The sequence below is a fragment of the Alteromonas sp. Mac1 genome (genome assembly GCF_001562125.1).
In the GTDB taxonomy this organism is placed as follows: Bacteria; Pseudomonadota; Gammaproteobacteria; order Enterobacterales; family Alteromonadaceae; genus Alteromonas; species Alteromonas stellipolaris.
This window is the reverse complement of the sequence record NZ_CP013932.1, coordinates 1,129,014-1,146,731: the sequence shown is the minus strand read 5'-3', so window position 1 is coordinate 1,146,731 and position 17,718 is coordinate 1,129,014. Positions and strand designations below refer to the sequence as shown.

The window sequence follows — 17,718 nt, the reverse complement described above, 5'->3', positions numbered from 1 at the left end:
AAAGAAGCGCTAGCCTCAAAAGCAGCGCTCAAATAGGTAAAAGAAGCGATTGTGTGGGCAAACAGATTGTCTGCTCACACTAACTTGCGTATACTATTATCCCGTCCAAAGTATGGGTAGTTTAGTTCCTAAACTACACTCATATTTACCCAATACAACTCAACGTTCTAGGTTTCGCATGACAAATTATATTTTCGTCACCGGTGGTGTAGTTTCATCGCTAGGTAAAGGTATTGCCGCTGCGTCGTTAGCCGCAATTCTTGAAGCTCGCGGGCTCACCGTCACCATGTTAAAACTCGACCCGTATATTAATGTCGACCCAGGCACCATGAGCCCTATTCAACATGGCGAAGTATTTGTTACCGATGATGGCGCAGAAACCGATCTGGATCTTGGTCACTACGAGCGTTTTATCCGCACCCGTATGACTAAGCGTAACAACTTCACTACCGGACGGGTATACGAAGAAGTACTAAAACGTGAACGTCGAGGCGACTACTTAGGCGCCACTATTCAGGTCATCCCACACATTACCAACGAAATTAAACGTCGTGTGGTTGAAGGCGCCGAAGGTCACGATGTGGCTATTGTTGAGATTGGTGGAACGGTAGGTGATATTGAATCACAGCCTTTCTTAGAAGCAATCCGTCAGCTTGGTACCGAGCTTGGCCGCGAAAAAGCCATGTACATGCACTTAACCTTAGTGCCTTACATGCCAGCTTCTGGTGAAGTAAAAACTAAGCCAACTCAGCACTCAGTGAAAGAGCTTCGTTCGATTGGTATTCAGCCAGACATTCTAGTGTGCCGCTCTGTAGGTGCATTACCATCTACTGAGCGTTCTAAAATTGCATTGTTCACTAACGTAAATGATAAATCGGTTATTTCCCTTAAAGACGTAGACAGCATCTACCGCATTCCAGCTGCACTTAAAGCGCAAGGTATGGATCAGCTTGTGGTAGACCGTTTTGGTTTAGACTGTAAAGAAGCCGACCTATCAGAATGGGAACAGGTACTTTACGCAGAATCTAACCCAACTGCTGAAGTTAATATCGGTATGATTGGTAAGTACGTAGAATTACCGGATGCTTATAAGTCAGTTAATGAAGCTCTTAAACATGCAGGCTTGAAGAACCGCTTAACCGTAAATATTCACCATATCGACTCGCAAGATGTTGAAAGCAAGGGCCCACAAATTCTAGAAAAACTAGATGCTATATTAGTGCCTGGTGGTTTTGGTGAGCGCGGTATCGAAGGCAAAATAGCCGCCGCACGTTATGCTCGTGAAAACAAAGTGCCTTATTTAGGTATTTGTTTAGGTATGCAAGTAGCACTCATTGAGTTCGCTCGTAATGTAGCAGGTATGGAAGATGCCAATAGCTCAGAGTTTGATCCTGAAACGCCTTACCCTGTCGTTGGCTTAATTACCGAATGGCTTGATGAAGCAGGTACCACAGAAGTTCGTAACGAAAGCTCAGACTTAGGCGGCACTATGCGTTTAGGTAGCCAACTGTGCCACTTAATTGAAGGTACTAAGGTACATGAAATGTATGGTAGTGCTGAAATTTACGAACGTCACCGCCACCGTTACGAAGTAAATAACAACCTTCGAGAGCAAATTGAAGCAGCAGGGTTGAAGGTAAGTGGTTTGTCCACTGATAAACGACTTGTAGAAGTAATAGAAATACCTGACCATCCTTGGTTTATTGCGGGTCAATTCCACCCTGAATTTACGTCAACCCCACGTGATGGACACCCATTATTTAAAGGGTTTGTCGCTGCTGCTGGACAGTATCAAAAAGAGAATCATTAATTTCTAATAAGGGAACACTTTCTCCCGTTGTGTTCCCAAACAATTGTTAAGGAAAAAACATGGCGAAAATTAGTCGCATTATTGGTCGCGAAATTCTGGACTCACGCGGTAATCCTACCGTAGAAGCCGACGTGTATTTAGAATCAGGCGTTATGGGTCGTGCTGCGGCACCATCTGGCGCTTCAACCGGTAGCCGAGAAGCACTAGAACTTCGTGACGGTGACAAGTCTCGTTATTTAGGTAAAGGCGTAATGAAAGCCGTAGCCGCTATTAACGATGCCATCGCACCTGCGCTTTTAGGTAAAGATGCACTAGCGCAAGCTGATATCGACGCTATCATGATTGACCTAGACGGCACAGAAAATAAAGAAACTCATGGTGCAAATGCTATTCTAGCGGTATCGCTAGCGGTTGCTAAAGCAGCGGCTTTAGAAAAAGGCGTTGCCCTTTACGAGCACATTGCAGATCTTAACGGCACTCCTGGTCAATACTCAATGCCAGTACCTATGATGAACATCATCAACGGTGGCGAGCACGCAGACAACAACGTAGATATTCAAGAATTCATGGTACAGCCAGTAGGCGCAAAGAGCTTCAAAGAAGCCCTACGCATGGGTGCTGAAATTTTCCATTCACTGAAGAAAGTACTTTCTGCTAAGGGCCTAAACACGGCCGTTGGTGACGAAGGTGGTTTCGCACCAAACCTTAGCTCTAACGCTGAAGCGCTAGCGGTTATCGTTCAAGCAGTCGAAAACGCTGGCTACAAAATGAATGAAGATATTACGCTTGCACTAGATTGTGCGGCATCTGAATTCTACAAAGATGGCCAATACGTATTGTCTGGTGAAGACAAGAGCTTCGATTCTGAAGCCTTTGGTGATTACCTAGCCGACCTTTCTGACAAGTACCCTATTGTGTCTATTGAAGATGGCCTAGACGAAAGTGATTGGGACGGTTGGGCAAGCTTAACCAATAAGATTGGTGAAAAAGTACAACTTGTTGGTGACGACTTGTTTGTAACTAACACTAAAATTCTTAAGCGTGGTATTGATAACGGTATTGGTAACTCAATTCTTATCAAGTTCAACCAAATTGGTTCACTGACTGAAACATTGAACGCAATTAAGATGGCAAAAGATGCAGGCTTCACTGCTGTTATCTCTCACCGTTCAGGTGAAACTGAAGACGCTACTATTGCTGATTTAGCAGTAGGTACTGCGGCTGGCCAAATCAAAACTGGTTCACTGTGTCGTTCTGACCGTGTTGCTAAGTACAACCAACTTCTTCGCATTGAAGAAGCCTTGGGTGATGCGGCAACTTATAAAGGTCGCTCTGAAATTAAAGGTCAGTAGCCTATTCATAGTGCACTTAAGACAAGAGCGCACTTGAGACAAGAGTGCACTTAATATAAAAGTGTACTGGTTACTTATCTAATCAAAAGCTGCGTAAAGACCCATAATTTTGGATAACCTTTACGCAGCTTTTTTGTGCCTGTTTGAAGCCCTTCCCTCACGTCCCTTAAATAGCCCCCTTCCCTAGCCCCCCTCAATAACGCCCTTTTAATAACGCCCCATTCAAAAAAGATGACAATGATTAAGGACTAGCGAGCTTAATTTAAGACAAAAAAATACCCCAGCTCGTGCTGGGGTATTTTAATTTAGTGTTGTTAGTGAAGCTACGCGCTAATTAGAAGCGGTAGTTAGCACCTAAAGTCACTCGGCGGTCGGTAAGACCTTGGAAGCACAATAACGCACCTTCATTGATACAAGACTGTTCAACTTCTGATTCAGTAATATTCACCGCCTCAATACCTATGTTGAAGTCTTCGTTCACGTCGTAGTTAATACTTGCATTAAGCTGACCACGATCTTCCTGAACCACTGGGAAGCCCCAAGGGAAGCTTGATGTGCTACCGAAGTCATCCGAACGATACGCTTCACGCCATGTGTAACGCATACGCGCCGATAAACCAAACTTCTCATAGTACAAGGTGAAGTTATACGCATTTTCAGATAAGTTCAGTAGACCTTGAACTGCTGACACTTCAATATCATCAATACCTGTAGAGGCTGCGAATACATTTGCCGCACGACTTGTTGCTGTATTTTCAGAATCACCACCGTCAAACTCTTGAATAGTGTAGTTAGCAAGTACACCGAAACCTGAAGCCCAACCTAGCTCTTTTTCAAAGCTTGAAAGGTCATATTGAACGGCAATTTCGATACCTTTTTGCGTAGTTTCGCCAGCATCGTTAATCTTAGTCTCTGTACCGACACAAATACCTGTACCTAGGTCAGGTCCAAAAACGTTGATATCAGCAATGGGGTTAAACACACCGCCACCTTCACAAGGATCGGTTAAGTCACGATAACCTGTTACCGGATCTTCAAACGGGCTCACGATTTGGTCAACGTGCAGTGCTTTACGTGTTTTGTGGAATATACCAACACTTAACACACTTGCTTCAGCAAAATACCATTCAGCCGCTAAGTCAAAAGATGTTACTTCTTCAGGCTCTAGCCCTGGGTTACCAATAGCCACATTTGGGTTAGGACTTGTGCTAAATGTTACTGACGTAGATAGGTCATCAAAGTTAGGACGGCGTATATCTTTACCGGCACCAAAGCGAAGTACAACATCATCAGCCACATCAGCAACAATATTTAAGCGAGGTAGAATGAAATCGTAATCACCGGTATTAGTTACTTGCGATACCAATTCGTTTCCGTCACCGTCTACCGTAATTGAGTTACCCACAGAGGTAACGTCTGTTTGCAAATAACGTACGCCGAAATTACCGCGGAACATTTCATATTCAAAGTTCGCTTGCGCATAAAGAGCATGTGTTTCTTCTTCGATGTCGAAGAAACCAGACGAGCTAGATGTTGGTGCGTTTAATGTAGCTGTAGAGCCATGTGCGTCCATAGCTTGCTGTAATGAAGCTAAAACACCATCTGGATCTGAAGCCACTAATTCAGGATTAATGATTAAGAAGTCTCGAACGAAAAGTTCGCGACCATCCGCATCATTGAAGTTGTTAGGTCCTGCGACTAGCAATTCAGAGAACAAATCGCCTCGAGGGCTGTCTTCCATGCTTCTCAAACCAACGCTAGTACTAACATCATCACGGGTGCTAGTTGATTTGTTATAGCGATAACCAAAGTCAACTGACGTAATCATCGAGTCTACGTAGTATGAAAAGTCAAAACGAATCGCATCTTCTGAGTTTTCAGTGGTATCTCTACCAATGTTTACATCACGTAGAACAACGTTTGAAGGGTCTAAAAGCTGCTCTACTGTTGGCGCATATTCCGCACCAGATGCAATACCGAACGCTAATGAGCCGCCAGATAAATCATATTCAAACGGAACACTGTTATCGTTACCGCCACCAGCATCTAATGGTGCATTAGGGTTGATGAAGTTAAGCGTAGTATTAAAGCTAGGTGTGGTAGTATCTGAAGATGAAGATGCAACTTCAGCACTTACAAACCATTTCTCGCCTTGCCATTCACCACCTAATCTAAAGATCTGGCTCTCTGTAATACGAGAGTTTGTATCGGTCGACAAACGAAGGTTAGGATCGTCGTCATCGTTATCAAGATTCACTGGAATAACACCGCGAAGCGCAGCCTGCATTGAACCTAAATCAGTACCACCTAATGAACCGAAGTTGATCGTTTCAAATGCATCAGGTACTGAAATATCGTTAAGTGCACTTACGCCTGATGCCTGAACACGTGAACTTTCTTGCAAACGTTCTTGGTCATTAATGATGGCGTCGAAGAAAAACTTAGTGTTGTCGTTAGGCTGCCATTCAAAGGTACCTACGAAGTTTTTCGTTTCATATTCGTAGTTGTCGTAATCTTGTACGAAAAACTGAATGGGAAGGAAGTCGAATGACTGGGCACTTGCTACGCCGCTGTCAGAAGCAATTAGGTTATCTCGGTCAGCACGTGGTCTAAATGCAGATACATCTTGTTCTGAATAACTACCACTCACTACAACACCAAATTTACCGTGGTCGTTCTCCCAGTTATCACCATAAGTCGCTGAAAGACGAGGCTGGAAACCGCTATCTGTAGATAAACTACTGTTTTCACCTTGAACACGAATCGACGTCAATCGCTCAGTCAATTGTAGAGGACGAATTGTCTTAAGATTGATGGTACCACCAACAGAACCTTCAATTGTTTTCGCATCTGGTGACTTGGTAACTTCCAAGCCCGCAATGATTGCTGCTGACACATCTTCAAAATCGATACCACTTCGGCCTGCGCCTGAGCCTACCGTTGATACGCCGTTAATCTCTGTTCGGTTGGCATCTGTACCACGGATTTGAACACCCGTACCAACACCTGCTTCACGAGTGATTTGAATACCCGTGATGTTTTCTAACACTTCCGCTAAGTTTTGGTCAGGCAATTTACCAATATCCTCAGCTTCAATGACTTCTACTAAATTGTTTGTAAAACGTTTTTCATTTAGAGCACTGGCTAACGAGGCGCGAATACCAGAAACCTGAATAACTTCTACGTCTTTTTCGGCTTCTTGTTGAGCTTCTTGAGCAAGGGTAGAAGTGGCAAAACTCAACGATGTTGCAGACAACATCGCTAATGTGATTTTAGATAATTTGTGTCCCATGTGTGTTTCCTCTTGCAGCGTTTTGAACCGAGCCTTCAGGCTTTCAAAACAGCGTTGCTAAGTTATGTGTGGTTACATCCTGCACTATTAAAGATACACTTCATTTACAAGATGATTACAAACCTAGACGAAAAACATACAATGGTCAACCTTTGATCACTTAAAAACACAGAATTATTAACACTAATTGTAATGCCAATTAACAAGAGCGTAACTAACCAATAAAAACCCCCATCCCAAAAGCCATACAATAATACATAACTATCAAGTAGTTACTTATAATTAACTGCATTTTTTTGTTGTTTTTTAAGTAAAAAATGTGAGGTAAATTAAATGATTATTCTTTAGTATTGTTTCGCTAGATGAAGGCTAATTCAAAAGTGGTAATACTAATTGCTTATATAAATATATTCGATGCCACAAGATTGGTAATGTAAAATGTTAATGGCCATTATTTCAGTCAGCTAGTTAAATATATTTTTGAGTTAGCTTAATTTTATTACATTAAAGCCTTTTAACACGTTTAAGACTGTTAACTCGGTGATGCTCTTTGAGCTCTCTTACCGCCAAAGTAGATGCTTCAATTTATAGGTTGGTCGCATTGGGTTTCTGGATACCCAGCATAAATCCTGCTAACGTAGGTTTATTGCGTCTTTTTATTGTCTTACCAGTATTATGGCATCCGACGGACATACGTCTTCCACACAATCAGGTTTTTTTAGTAATTCGGGCGAGCTCGGCGGTGCACAACCGCAGTTCACTGAAATTTGTACTGCGTTATATGAAAGAGAGCTTTTGCTCATAGCGCATAAAGGCCCCTCAAATGTGTCTATATTGCGCCGAAGATTAGCCGGCCTGCCCCACCATATTCGAAGTGTGGCACGATACCTCATTGACAATAACTCACCGCTAGATATTGATCCCCACAATGGAAGTTGGTTTATTAAGCAACCTGGTAAGTGCCCAGGGCACAGCCAACCTATTGATAAAAAACGTCCGTGGTATGGTCAATACGCAGATTACGGTTTGGTTATACCTATTTGCATAACTACGTTAGAAGGTATGCATATAGAGCTCGACTCAATAGATAGCGTGAATCACGCCACAAACACGCTTCATACCAATAAACACGGATGGTTTTCTTTTGATGGCGAGATGGCACATAGGGAAGCTGAAACAAGTCAGCACAAAGCAGGGTTCGGCACGACAGGGCTCGATACGACAGAGCTCGGCACGACAGAGCTCGGCACGTCCAGCTTTACCGATGCAAATGCGGTATTAAAGCGACAGCTTTTGAAACCTACAACTGCAATTATGGCATCTGCGTGCAGTGGGCATATGTGGCGTCATAAATCGAAGGGGGCACCTCGAGCACTTTCATTGCGAGAAATGCGTCTGTCCACTCACATAAACTGGAAGAATTTCACGCTGAAAGGCCAAGCCTAGTAATCAGTTACAGCGCATCCGATGCAAATGTATAGCGGTATTGATTAACTACAGTTACCTTGAATTGATACCCTGTAAGAGCAGTTAATCCAGCGCTTCTTCGTACAATTTGATAAAGCGAGAGAAGCCCTCAATGTGTGGTAAGTGCCCTAAACCGTCAAGCTCTTTCACCGTTATGGCATTGTTGCGGGCTTTAACTTCAGCGCCAAGTCTATCGTAACGACCTAGCTCCCGCGTAACCCCTTCTTTTTTCCAGCCGCGTCCGGGCCCAGTTCTATCCCTTGTGCCTAAAATTAAGGTCACCGGTACTTGGAATCTATCGAACTCCTCTATAACGGGCTGGGTAAATATCATGTCGTAAGTTAACGCACTCACTTTGGCTAGTTGGGGCCAATCATCACCTTCAATCCATCCCATTAAATGGCTTGCATGAAAGGCATAGGTGTCATTCCAATCACCATCGTAATAGTTTGTCTTTTGGTAATTAACAATGTTTTCAGGCGTTTTCTTCAACTCATTTTGCTGAAAAAATTCGACATCTTTATAGTCCACATACTGCAAATAATTTTCCAATCCAATGGGGTTGATAAGTACGAGCTTGCTCACACTTTCAGGATAATTTAGCGCAAATCGTGACGCCACCATGCCCCCCATCGAATGACCTGTCACTATCACATCTTCTAGATTTAGTGATGTCAGCAACTGTTTGGTGTTGTTCGCTAGTGTCGCAAAGCTATATTGATAATTAATTGGCTTATCTGATTTACCAAAGCCAATTTGATCAGGGATGACAACTCCATACCCTTGCTCATGCAGCCAATTGGCTGTGGTTTCCCAATAACTACTGGCAAAGTTCTTACCATGCAACAACAGTACTGTGGGTTGCCCTTCCTTTGCCGGTAAATGCATGTATGCCATGGTTAACCCTTGCCCTTGAGATTCAAATGCCATGGTGTGAACATCAAAAGGATACTCGAAGTCTGTTAGATTTTTCGAAAAGGGTTTTGCAAAAACAATGGTTGAAAACGTGAAGATAAGAAACGAAAAACCTAAAGAAAAAATAGCGCGTTTCATCATTTTGCTCTCAAGAAGATATTAGGTGATTTACCCTATCAAAATCGCTGAAACAATACGCCTTTGTTAAGCAGCGAAATTCGCTATTCCATCGCAATTTGGCAACTAAATAGACAATATTGGCGCTTTATCAATTTCATGAAATTAGTATATATATCCTAACGACCAGCTCCTCACCCGCTAAATTTAAATCAGGTGAAATATATACATTAAATAATCCCAAAAAATAGGATAAACAACCTATTTTAAAAAAACCATTATTTATAACCAAATTTTATACCCATTATTAGAATCAAAGGTTGACCTTAAAGGCCTGGATGGGTACATTGTCGCTATCAACTGGTCGGCAAAGAAAAATACGCAAATGATGCGCAATCGCTTTCTTCTAACTCTACTCCTTATGGCAGCAAGACTGCACGGGTAGATTGCGACCAGCGATTAATTACACAGAAACCCGTGCTTAGCACGGGTTTTTTTTTAACTTTTATAAACGAGAGAGCGTTATGACTAATCAAGTGAAAATCTTTGATACCACATTGCGAGACGGTGAGCAGGCCTTACCTGCAAGCTTAAGTGCCAAAGAAAAGCTGCAGATCGCTCTAGCGCTCGAACGTTTAGGTGTTGATATCATTGAAGCAGGCTTCCCTGTTTCATCACCAGGCGACTTTCGCTCGGTACAAATGATTGCAAAAGAAGTTAAAAATTCGGTTATATGCGGTTTATCACGTGCGTTGGAAAAAGATATTGATGCTTGCGGCCAAGCCCTTGGTGTAGCCGAGCAGTTTCGTATTCACACCTTTATCGCCACTTCAGAAATTCACGTAGGTGCCAAGTTACGAAAATCTCATGATGAAGTAGTAGATATGGCAGTTGCGGCAGTGAAACATGCCCGTAAATACACAGATGACGTAGAGTTTTCATGTGAAGATGCGGGTCGTACCCACATAGATTACTTATGCCGCATGGTAGAAGCTGCTATTAATGCAGGTGCTACCACAGTAAATATTCCTGATACGGTTGGTTACACCACGCCAACGGAATTCGGCGGTATTATTCAACAATTGTTTAACCGTGTTCCAAATATTGATAAAGCGGTGATTTCTGTTCACTGCCACAACGATTTAGGATTAGCCGTTGCAAACTCATTAGCCGCGGTTGAGCAAGGTGCTCGTCAGGTTGAATGTACTATTAACGGTATTGGTGAACGAGCCGGTAACGCTTCGCTAGAAGAAATTGCAATGATTTTGCAAACCCGCCAAGCCATGTTGGGTATCAATACAAACATCAATTCACAGGAAATTTCGCGCACCTCTAAATTGGTTAGCCAATTATGTAATATGCCGGTTCAAGCGAATAAAGCCATTGTAGGTGCGAACGCATTTAGTCACTCATCGGGTATTCACCAAGACGGTGTATTAAAAGCGCAAAATACTTATGAGATCATGACACCTGAAAGTGTAGGTATTAATAAAAACAACCTAAACTTAACGTCTCGCTCAGGTCGCCACGTAATTAAGCATCGCTTAACCGAATTAGGTTACAAAGTAGAAGATTACGATTTGGAAGCGGTTTACGACGCATTCTTAAAATTGGCCGACAAAAAAGGCCAAGTTTACGATTACGACTTAGAAGCTTTGTTGTTCTTCGATAAGCAAAAGCATGACCATGCGCATTATCAATTAATGTACTTGCAAGCCAGTTCAGGTCGCGAAATTATTCCAAGCGCTACAGTAAAATTAAAAGTGGGCGAAGAAGAAATTATTCAATCTAGTATTGGTAATGGTCCGGTTGATGCCGCATACAATGCGATTAGAGCTATCTTGGGTCATGAAGATGTTGAAGTTGTAGACTTCAAATTAGATTCAAAAGGCGAAGGGGCCGATGCCCTAGCACAAGTGAGTGTAATCGCCACTTATAAAGGGCGTCGTTTCCACGGCATTGGTCTTGCCACCGATATTGTTGAAGCAGGTGTTAAAGCCCTTATCTTTGTATTAAACAACACTTATTTAGCTGATCAAATTGACCAGCAAAAAAATCAACAAGAACGCGTTGCAGGAGTTTAAATGAGCCAGTTCTCAATTGCCGTATTAGCCGGAGACGGTATAGGCCCAGAAGTAATGCAAGAGGCCAACAAGGTCTTAGATGCGGTAGAAAAAAAATTCAATGTAGCATTTAACCGCACGGCTTACCCTGTCGGCGGTTACGCTATAGATACTGAAGGTGAAGCCCTTCCTTCAAAAACCTTATTAGGTTGTGAGCAAGCCGATGCCATTTTATTTGGCAGTATTGGCGGCCCTAAGTGGGACACCTTACCACTAGAGCAGCGCCCAGAGCGTGCCGCGTTATTAACATTGCGTAGCCATTTTGATTTATTCAGTAACTTGCGCCCTGCCCGTATTTATCCTGGGTTAGAAGCCTTGTCTCCACTGCGTGAAGATATTGCTAAATCTGGCGTAGATGTATTGGTAGTGCGTGAACTTACCAGCGGTATTTACTTTGGCCAGCCCAAAGGACGCGAAGGTGAAGGCGAAGAAGAGTTCGCTTTTGACACTATGCGCTACAGCAAACGTGAAATTCGCCGCATTGCCGTTGCCGCTTTTGAAGCTGCGCAAAAACGCCGCGGTAAAGTGACCTCTGTAGATAAAGCTAATGTATTACTTACCAGCCGCTTGTGGCGTGAAGTGACTGAAGAAGTGGCAAAAGACTACCCAGACGTAGAGCTTGATCATATCTATATTGATAACGCGACCATGCAAATCATGAAGAACCCAGCGCAGTTTGATGTAATGCTGTGTTCTAACTTGTTCGGCGATATCGTTTCTGATGAATGTGCCATGATGACGGGCTCAATGGGCTTATTGGCTTCAGCTAGCATGAACGAAGACGGTTTTGGTTTGTACGAGCCAGCGGGTGGCTCTGCCCCTGACATTGCAGGCTTAGGCATTGCTAACCCTATTGCACAGGTGCTTTCTGCCGCCATGATGCTACGTTTCAGCATGAACCTAACTGATGCTGCCGATGCCATCGAAAAAGCGGTTATTGCCACATTAGAAGCGGGAGTTCTTACAGGCGAACTTCTTCCTGATGATAAGCGAGAAAACGCATCTACCACCTCTCAAGTCGGTGATGAGATAGTAAAACAATTAATGGCGCAGGAGTAATTAACACCATGGCCAAGACCTTATACGACAAAGTGTGGCAAGCACATATTATCGATCAATTAGGCGAAGACAGCTTAATTTATATCGATCGCCACCTTATTCACGAAGTGACTTCACCTCAGGCTTTTGCTGGCTTAAATGAAAAAGGCCGTAAAGTACGTTGCCCTGAGCGCACTGTAGGTACAATGGATCACAGTATCTCTACTCGCTCGTTGGCGATAGATGCATGTGGACCGCAAAATGCGCTTCAACTTCATACTCTTGCTAACAACTGTGAACAACACGGTATTCAGTTATTCCCTGTGGGTCACCAAAAGCAAGGTATCGTGCATGTTATGGGCCCTGAACTAGGTCTTATTCAACCGGGCATGACTGTGGTATGTGGTGATTCACACACCGCCACCCATGGTGCATTCGGTGCCCTAGCGTTTGGTATTGGTACCTCTCAAGTAGAGCACGTATTAGCTACGCAAACCCTTAAGCAAAGCCGCGCGAAAAGCATGCTTATTAAGGTTAATGGCGCGCTTCCTGTGGGCATTACTGCGAAAGACATCATTCTAGCTATTATCGGCAGAATTGGTCACGCAGGGGCCACTGGGCATGTAATTGAATACGCTGGTGAAGCTATTTCTGGTTTAACCATGGAAGAACGCATGACTGTGTGTAATATGAGTATTGAAGCTGGCGCTAAAGCGGGCTTAATTGCCCCTGATGACACCACTTTTGAATACCTTAAAGGCCGTGAATACGCACCAAAAGACCAAAATTGGGAAGATGCAGTAGCCTATTGGAAAACCCTTTACACAGAAGAAGGCGCAAGCTTCGACACAGTAGTAGAACTTGAGGCTGCCGACATTGCACCGCAAGTAACGTGGGGCACAAACCCAGGCCAAGTTATTGGTGTTGATACTCCAGTGCCGGGTCCGGATGACTTTTCTGATCCTATCGAAAAAGAAAGCGCCAAAAAAGCTTTGGGCTATATGGGATTATCAGCAGGCGATAAGCTTGCAGATGTTGCCGTAAACCACGTATTTATTGGTTCTTGTACCAATGGTCGTATTGAAGATTTACGTGCTGCTGCCCATATTGCCAAAAACGGCAAAGTAGTCGATACGGTTACCGCCATTGTAGTTCCAGGCTCAGGTCATGTGAAAAAACAAGCTGAAGCAGAAGGGCTAGATAAAATCTTTACTGATGCAGGCTTTGAATGGCGTTTACCTGGCTGCTCTATGTGCTTGGGTATGAACGACGACAAACTTGTTGCTGGCGATCGCTGTGCGTCAACCAGTAACCGAAATTTTGAAGGCCGTCAGGGGCGTGGTGCACGTACCCATTTGGTAAGCCCTGCAATGGCTGCTGCAGCTGCTATTGCTGGCCGTTTCGCCGATGTTAGAGATTTTCAGGAGTAACCTATGTCTGATTCAACACAAGGTTTTACCGCCCATACAGGTTCAGCTGTACCGCTAGACCAAGCAAACGTCGATACCGACCAAATTATTCCTAAGCAGTTTCTAACCGGTGTAACTCGCGCTGGCTACGGAAAGCATTTGTTCCACGATTGGCGTTATTTGGATTTAGAAGAAAAAGTACCTAACCCAGAGTTTTCATTGAACAAACCTGAGTTTGCCGGTGCAAGTATTCTTCTTACCCGAGAAAACTTCGGTTGTGGTTCTAGCCGTGAACATGCGCCATGGTCGCTGAACGATTTTGGTTTTAAAACCATTATTGCCACCAGTTATGCTGATATTTTTTATGGTAACTGCATTAATAACCAATTATTACCGGTTGCGCTTGCCAGCAGCGAAATGGATGCGTTATTTGCAGCAGTTGAAGCTAACCCTGCATTAGAAATTACGGTTAACTTACCAGAGCAAACTGTATCATTTGCTGAGACTAGCTTTAGCTTCGACATTGCCGATCATCATAAAACTAACTTGCTAAAAGGGTTAGATGCTATTGGTCAAACCTTAGAGCTTACCGACAAAATTTCGGCTTATGAAGCAAAGCAACCTGCTTGGGCTTAAATACTGGCTATTAAATACTAAGCTTTAAGCACTAGGTTTAAATTTTAGTGTAATTCGGCACAATTTTGCCCCGTAGTAATGGCGAAGTACTCCTACTTCGCCTAACTTTAATAACTAGTTAACATCGCTCAAAAAGTTGAATGGAGTCTTTATGCTGAAAGCAGTACCTATTGATGATCTCAAACCAGGGATGTACATCAACCAAGTACTTAAACAAACTGGCAGCTTACGGATGCGTTCAAAGGGTCTTGTAAAACACCAAACGGTTATCAACACCTTAAAATCTCGCGGGATACAGACTGTTCAAGTAGACTTCGAGAAATCTCTTAATCACGAACCATCGACCGATTCAGTCCCACTTTCCACACCAGAAGCAAGCACTCAAGCGTCTACTAAACTAGAAAAAGGCCAACAGATCGCGCAAAACAGCCTTACACGAAACGCAATGAAAGAAGCCAACGGGCTATACTTTGATGCGGTAAATATACAAAACGGCTTTTTATCAGCGCTTAACCGCGGTGCAGTAAACGACTTAAAGTTATTGAAAGACCTAGCACAAAGCCTTATCGATAGTATATTTGATAACAAAGACGCCCTGTCCTGCTTAACCCTGATAAAAAACAACAACGCTTACCTGCTAGAACACTCCATCAACTGTAGTATTTTAATGGGCATGTTTACCCAATTTCTAGGCTATGACAGAGAAACCATAGACCAAGCGAGTTTAGGGGCTTTGTTAATGGATGTTGGCATGTCGTCCTTACCTATGGATGTTCATAACAACGTTGAGGATTTGTCAGCGGCAGATTGGGAAGTGATGAAAACTCATGTTGATATTGGTGTTGAGCTTGTTCAGCAGTGCGGTGAGATTTCAGATTTAGTGTTATCGATTATCGCGCAACACCACGAACGTATAGACGGCAGCGGTTACCCTAATGCATTAAAAGAAATAGAAATTTCCGAATTTGCGCGCATTGCAGGCATTATTGATACTTACGATGCTATGGTGTCTAACCGCCCCCATAAAGAAAGCATTAGCCCTACACAAGCACTCAAACGACTAACAGAAGACGACAGACTCGACCAAACCTTAGTTAGCCAGTTTGTTACATGCATGGGGGTGCACCCGGTAGGCTCAATTGTTAGGCTAAAAAGTGGAAAACTTGCCATTGTCAGCCAACAAAACCCACTTAGCACGATGAGCCCCATTGTGATGACATTTTATAGTGTCCCCTCGCAGCAATATGGCGATATTACTCGACTAGATTTAAGTGCGAATGATGACGAAATTGTATCGGGCGTACGGCCCGATGATTTCAACGTGAACTTGTCGACTTTCTTTCAAGATGTTTTGGTAAATCAAGCGCCAGACTGATTAGCATCCTGACTATAAGCCAAGGGTATTAATTTTCACTTCAATACCCGTTGCTTTTCCTTTGCCATTACCAGTCAGTAAGCGCCGCCATGGTGAAAAGCTCTTCTTCAAAACCTAATACCACTTGCTGCGCTTCAATATTGACAATTTGCACTTTATCATCAATCCAATCGCCTTCAGTCATTTGTATGCCATTCACTCGCACCCAACGATCATCAGGCCGAGATGCGTACATATGCGCACTGAAATTCATAGAGGGCAAACGCGTTAGTAGCCGCACAGGCAACTGATCAACACGCTGAATGTTATCTCGTACCGTTACTTTCGTTTTTGGCTCAAAATCATCATTCTCGGCTTGGGTATCCAGTGCTGCCACCGCTTGGTTAAAGCGAGCTAATAGCTCTGGTGATACTTCAATTTTATTGTCTTCTTGGTCACCTTGAGCATTAAGCACACGCCCTTCTTGTTCAGCCGCTGCTAAATCGAAGGTATCCTCAGAACCATTTTCATCCTCTGCCGCGGCTTGCTTAGACAAAGTTTGCAAGTTTGGTTTAGCATTAGCGCCAGAGGCCTGAGCTATGTTATCTGAACCAACATTTTGCGAGTCGGGTTTTTCAGAAGGTAAATTTGCGCTAGATGTCGCTCCTTGTTCAGGTACATTAGACTCCTCCTGCGGTATAGTTGCTTGCGCTGTTGTTTGTCCATTACCTTGCCCGCTGACGGGTTCCGTTAACGGTGAGGGTGTTTGTGTCAGCGTTTTTTGACCCATTAGCGAGCTATCCGTCGCCGTTGAGGCTTCAGGTTGAATAGATTCCACAACCGACGCCGTAACCGCAGGCCACCACTCACCTCGCGTAGCAACCAGAAACCCTAAGCATAAACCAACTGCAACAATAGCCGAGTAAGTTGCAAGCTCTTTGCCGTATACCTTCCACACGGAAGGCAGCCCTTGTACAGTAGGCAAAAACAAACTGCGATTAAATTGGTCAGATAGTGTTTTGTCGAACTTTGCGCTGGTATCGTGCTGACCACGTAGTAGCGCTTGGGTTTGCGTGCGATGTCCAGTTCCGGCTGTAGTTGAAGGCGCAATTTCTACAGTTTGGTCAGGATCTATTTCTATTTCCTGAACACCCATTTCTGCTAAGCCTTCCACCATAGCATCGCTAGATACCAAGCCTGATTTTCGAATTTTAACCGGCCCGTTCTGTTGCGTTATTCTAACAATCACCATGCCGGGCTTTAAGTCATTAATACTAAGTATATTAGACATATAAACTCCCTAGACCATAGCCACAGAACACAGCCACCACAAATGCGCTGAAAAGCCACCATTTGCGATTACCCTGCATACGCTGGCTTACCACATCTTCACCAAGAATTTGCTGTGCTGCGGCAAGAAAAATAGGCTTTTGCACTACCGCATGTTGTTTAGTGAAAGAAAGTGTTAACGCTCTATCGCACAGCAGGTTTATAACCCTTGGAATCCCCCCCGTTATTTGATGCACTGCACGCAAGGTAGATTTGCTGAAAATACTCACATCTCCGTGAGCTACGCTTAATCTATGTGCGATGTAAGCACTAACTTCCGGCGCGGTAAGTGGCAGTAAATGATACCGCGCAGTAATACGCTGTGCGAGCTGTCTGAGCTCGTTGCGCTTTAATAATTGCTGTAATTCTGGCTGGCCAATTAATACTACTTTTAATAGCTTTTCACGGTTAGTTTCTAAATTAGTGAGTAACCGTAACTGTTCCAATACTTCCGGCAATAAATGCTGCGCTTCATCAACCATTAACACGGTATTCATACCCTGTTGGTGATTTTCTGCAAGCTTAGATAAAATTAAGTCGGTAAAGTATTTTAAACTGGCTTTCTCTTCTTGGTATTGTAAACCAAGTTCATCGCACACAGTGGCGAGCAACTCCAGCGCAGAAAGCGTTGGGTTTAGTATCATTGCTACTTGGGTGTTATCGGGCAACTGTTGCAATAACTTACGAGAAACCGTGGTTTTCCCTGTACCTACCTCGCCGGTAAGCATAACAAAACCGCCACTTTCACTTAAACCGAAAGTAAGGTGCGCTAACGCCTCTTTGTGCCGCGGGCTCATATAGAGGTAATCGGGGTTTGGCGCGATTGAAAACGGATTATCGCTTAACCCAAAGTAATTCAAATACATGGTATTCGCT

The 17,718-nt window shown here is 43.6% G+C and carries 12 protein-coding genes; 8 read left to right on the top strand and 4 right to left on the bottom strand.

Annotation, left to right across the window (positions count from 1 at the left end):
* Positions 1 to 178 precede the first annotated feature (178 nt).
* Complete coding sequence (locus AV939_RS04760) at positions 179 to 1,810, top strand: CTP synthase (protein WP_061997233.1); 1,632 nt, start codon at positions 179 to 181, stop codon at positions 1,808 to 1,810.
* A gap of 59 nt (positions 1,811 to 1,869) precedes the next feature.
* Positions 1,870 to 3,162 carry a phosphopyruvate hydratase gene (gene eno, locus AV939_RS04755; protein ID WP_057793528.1) on the top strand — a complete coding sequence of 431 codons (1,293 nt, stop codon included), beginning with the start codon at positions 1,870 to 1,872 and terminating at the stop codon, positions 3,160 to 3,162.
* A gap of 334 nt (positions 3,163 to 3,496) precedes the next feature.
* Here the strand turns inward: eno and AV939_RS04750 are convergent, their stop codons facing one another.
* Positions 3,497 to 6,454, bottom strand: coding sequence for a TonB-dependent receptor (locus tag AV939_RS04750; RefSeq protein ID WP_061997232.1), 2,958 nt, complete (start codon positions 6,452 to 6,454; stop codon positions 3,497 to 3,499).
* Positions 6,455 to 7,129: 675 nt separating this feature from the next.
* On the opposite strand from AV939_RS04750, the gene AV939_RS04745 reads away from it, so the two are divergent.
* Positions 7,130 to 7,900, top strand: a complete 771-nt coding sequence (locus tag AV939_RS04745) for a hypothetical protein (protein ID WP_061997231.1) — start codon at positions 7,130 to 7,132, stop codon at positions 7,898 to 7,900.
* A gap of 84 nt (positions 7,901 to 7,984) precedes the next feature.
* Here the strand turns inward: AV939_RS04745 and AV939_RS04740 are convergent, their stop codons facing one another.
* Positions 7,985 to 8,974 (bottom strand): alpha/beta fold hydrolase, encoded by a 990-nt coding sequence (locus tag AV939_RS04740; RefSeq protein ID WP_061997230.1) that lies wholly within the window; start codon positions 8,972 to 8,974, stop codon positions 7,985 to 7,987.
* Positions 8,975 to 9,477: 503 nt separating this feature from the next.
* Here AV939_RS04740 and leuA point away from each other — a divergent pair.
* From leuA to AV939_RS04715, 5 genes are all read left to right on the top strand, one after another.
* Positions 9,478 to 11,037, top strand: coding sequence for a 2-isopropylmalate synthase (gene leuA / locus AV939_RS04735; protein ID WP_061997229.1), 1,560 nt, complete (start codon positions 9,478 to 9,480; stop codon positions 11,035 to 11,037).
* Positions 11,038 to 12,135 (top strand): 3-isopropylmalate dehydrogenase, encoded by a 1,098-nt coding sequence (leuB, locus tag AV939_RS04730; RefSeq protein ID WP_057793537.1) that lies wholly within the window; start codon positions 11,038 to 11,040, stop codon positions 12,133 to 12,135.
* An 8-nt stretch (positions 12,136 to 12,143) separates the two neighbouring features.
* Positions 12,144 to 13,544 carry a 3-isopropylmalate dehydratase large subunit gene (leuC, locus tag AV939_RS04725; protein ID WP_061997228.1) on the top strand — a complete coding sequence of 467 codons (1,401 nt, stop codon included), beginning with the start codon at positions 12,144 to 12,146 and terminating at the stop codon, positions 13,542 to 13,544.
* A gap of 3 nt (positions 13,545 to 13,547) precedes the next feature.
* Positions 13,548 to 14,159 carry a 3-isopropylmalate dehydratase small subunit gene (gene leuD / locus AV939_RS04720; RefSeq protein WP_057793541.1) on the top strand — a complete coding sequence of 204 codons (612 nt, stop codon included), beginning with the start codon at positions 13,548 to 13,550 and terminating at the stop codon, positions 14,157 to 14,159.
* Positions 14,160 to 14,310: 151 nt separating this feature from the next.
* Positions 14,311 to 15,534, top strand: coding sequence for an HD-GYP domain-containing protein (locus tag AV939_RS04715; protein ID WP_061997227.1), 1,224 nt, complete (start codon positions 14,311 to 14,313; stop codon positions 15,532 to 15,534).
* 67 nt (positions 15,535 to 15,601) lie between these two features.
* Here AV939_RS04715 and AV939_RS04710 read toward each other — a convergent pair whose 3' ends face one another.
* Positions 15,602 to 16,804 (bottom strand): general secretion pathway protein GspB, encoded by a 1,203-nt coding sequence (locus AV939_RS04710; RefSeq protein WP_061997226.1) that lies wholly within the window; start codon positions 16,802 to 16,804, stop codon positions 15,602 to 15,604.
* Positions 16,797 to 17,708 (bottom strand): ExeA family protein, encoded by a 912-nt coding sequence (locus AV939_RS04705; RefSeq protein ID WP_057793548.1) that lies wholly within the window; start codon positions 17,706 to 17,708, stop codon positions 16,797 to 16,799. The genes AV939_RS04710 and AV939_RS04705 overlap by 8 nt, the downstream gene beginning before the upstream one ends.
* Between the last annotated feature and the right edge of the window lie 10 nt (positions 17,709 to 17,718).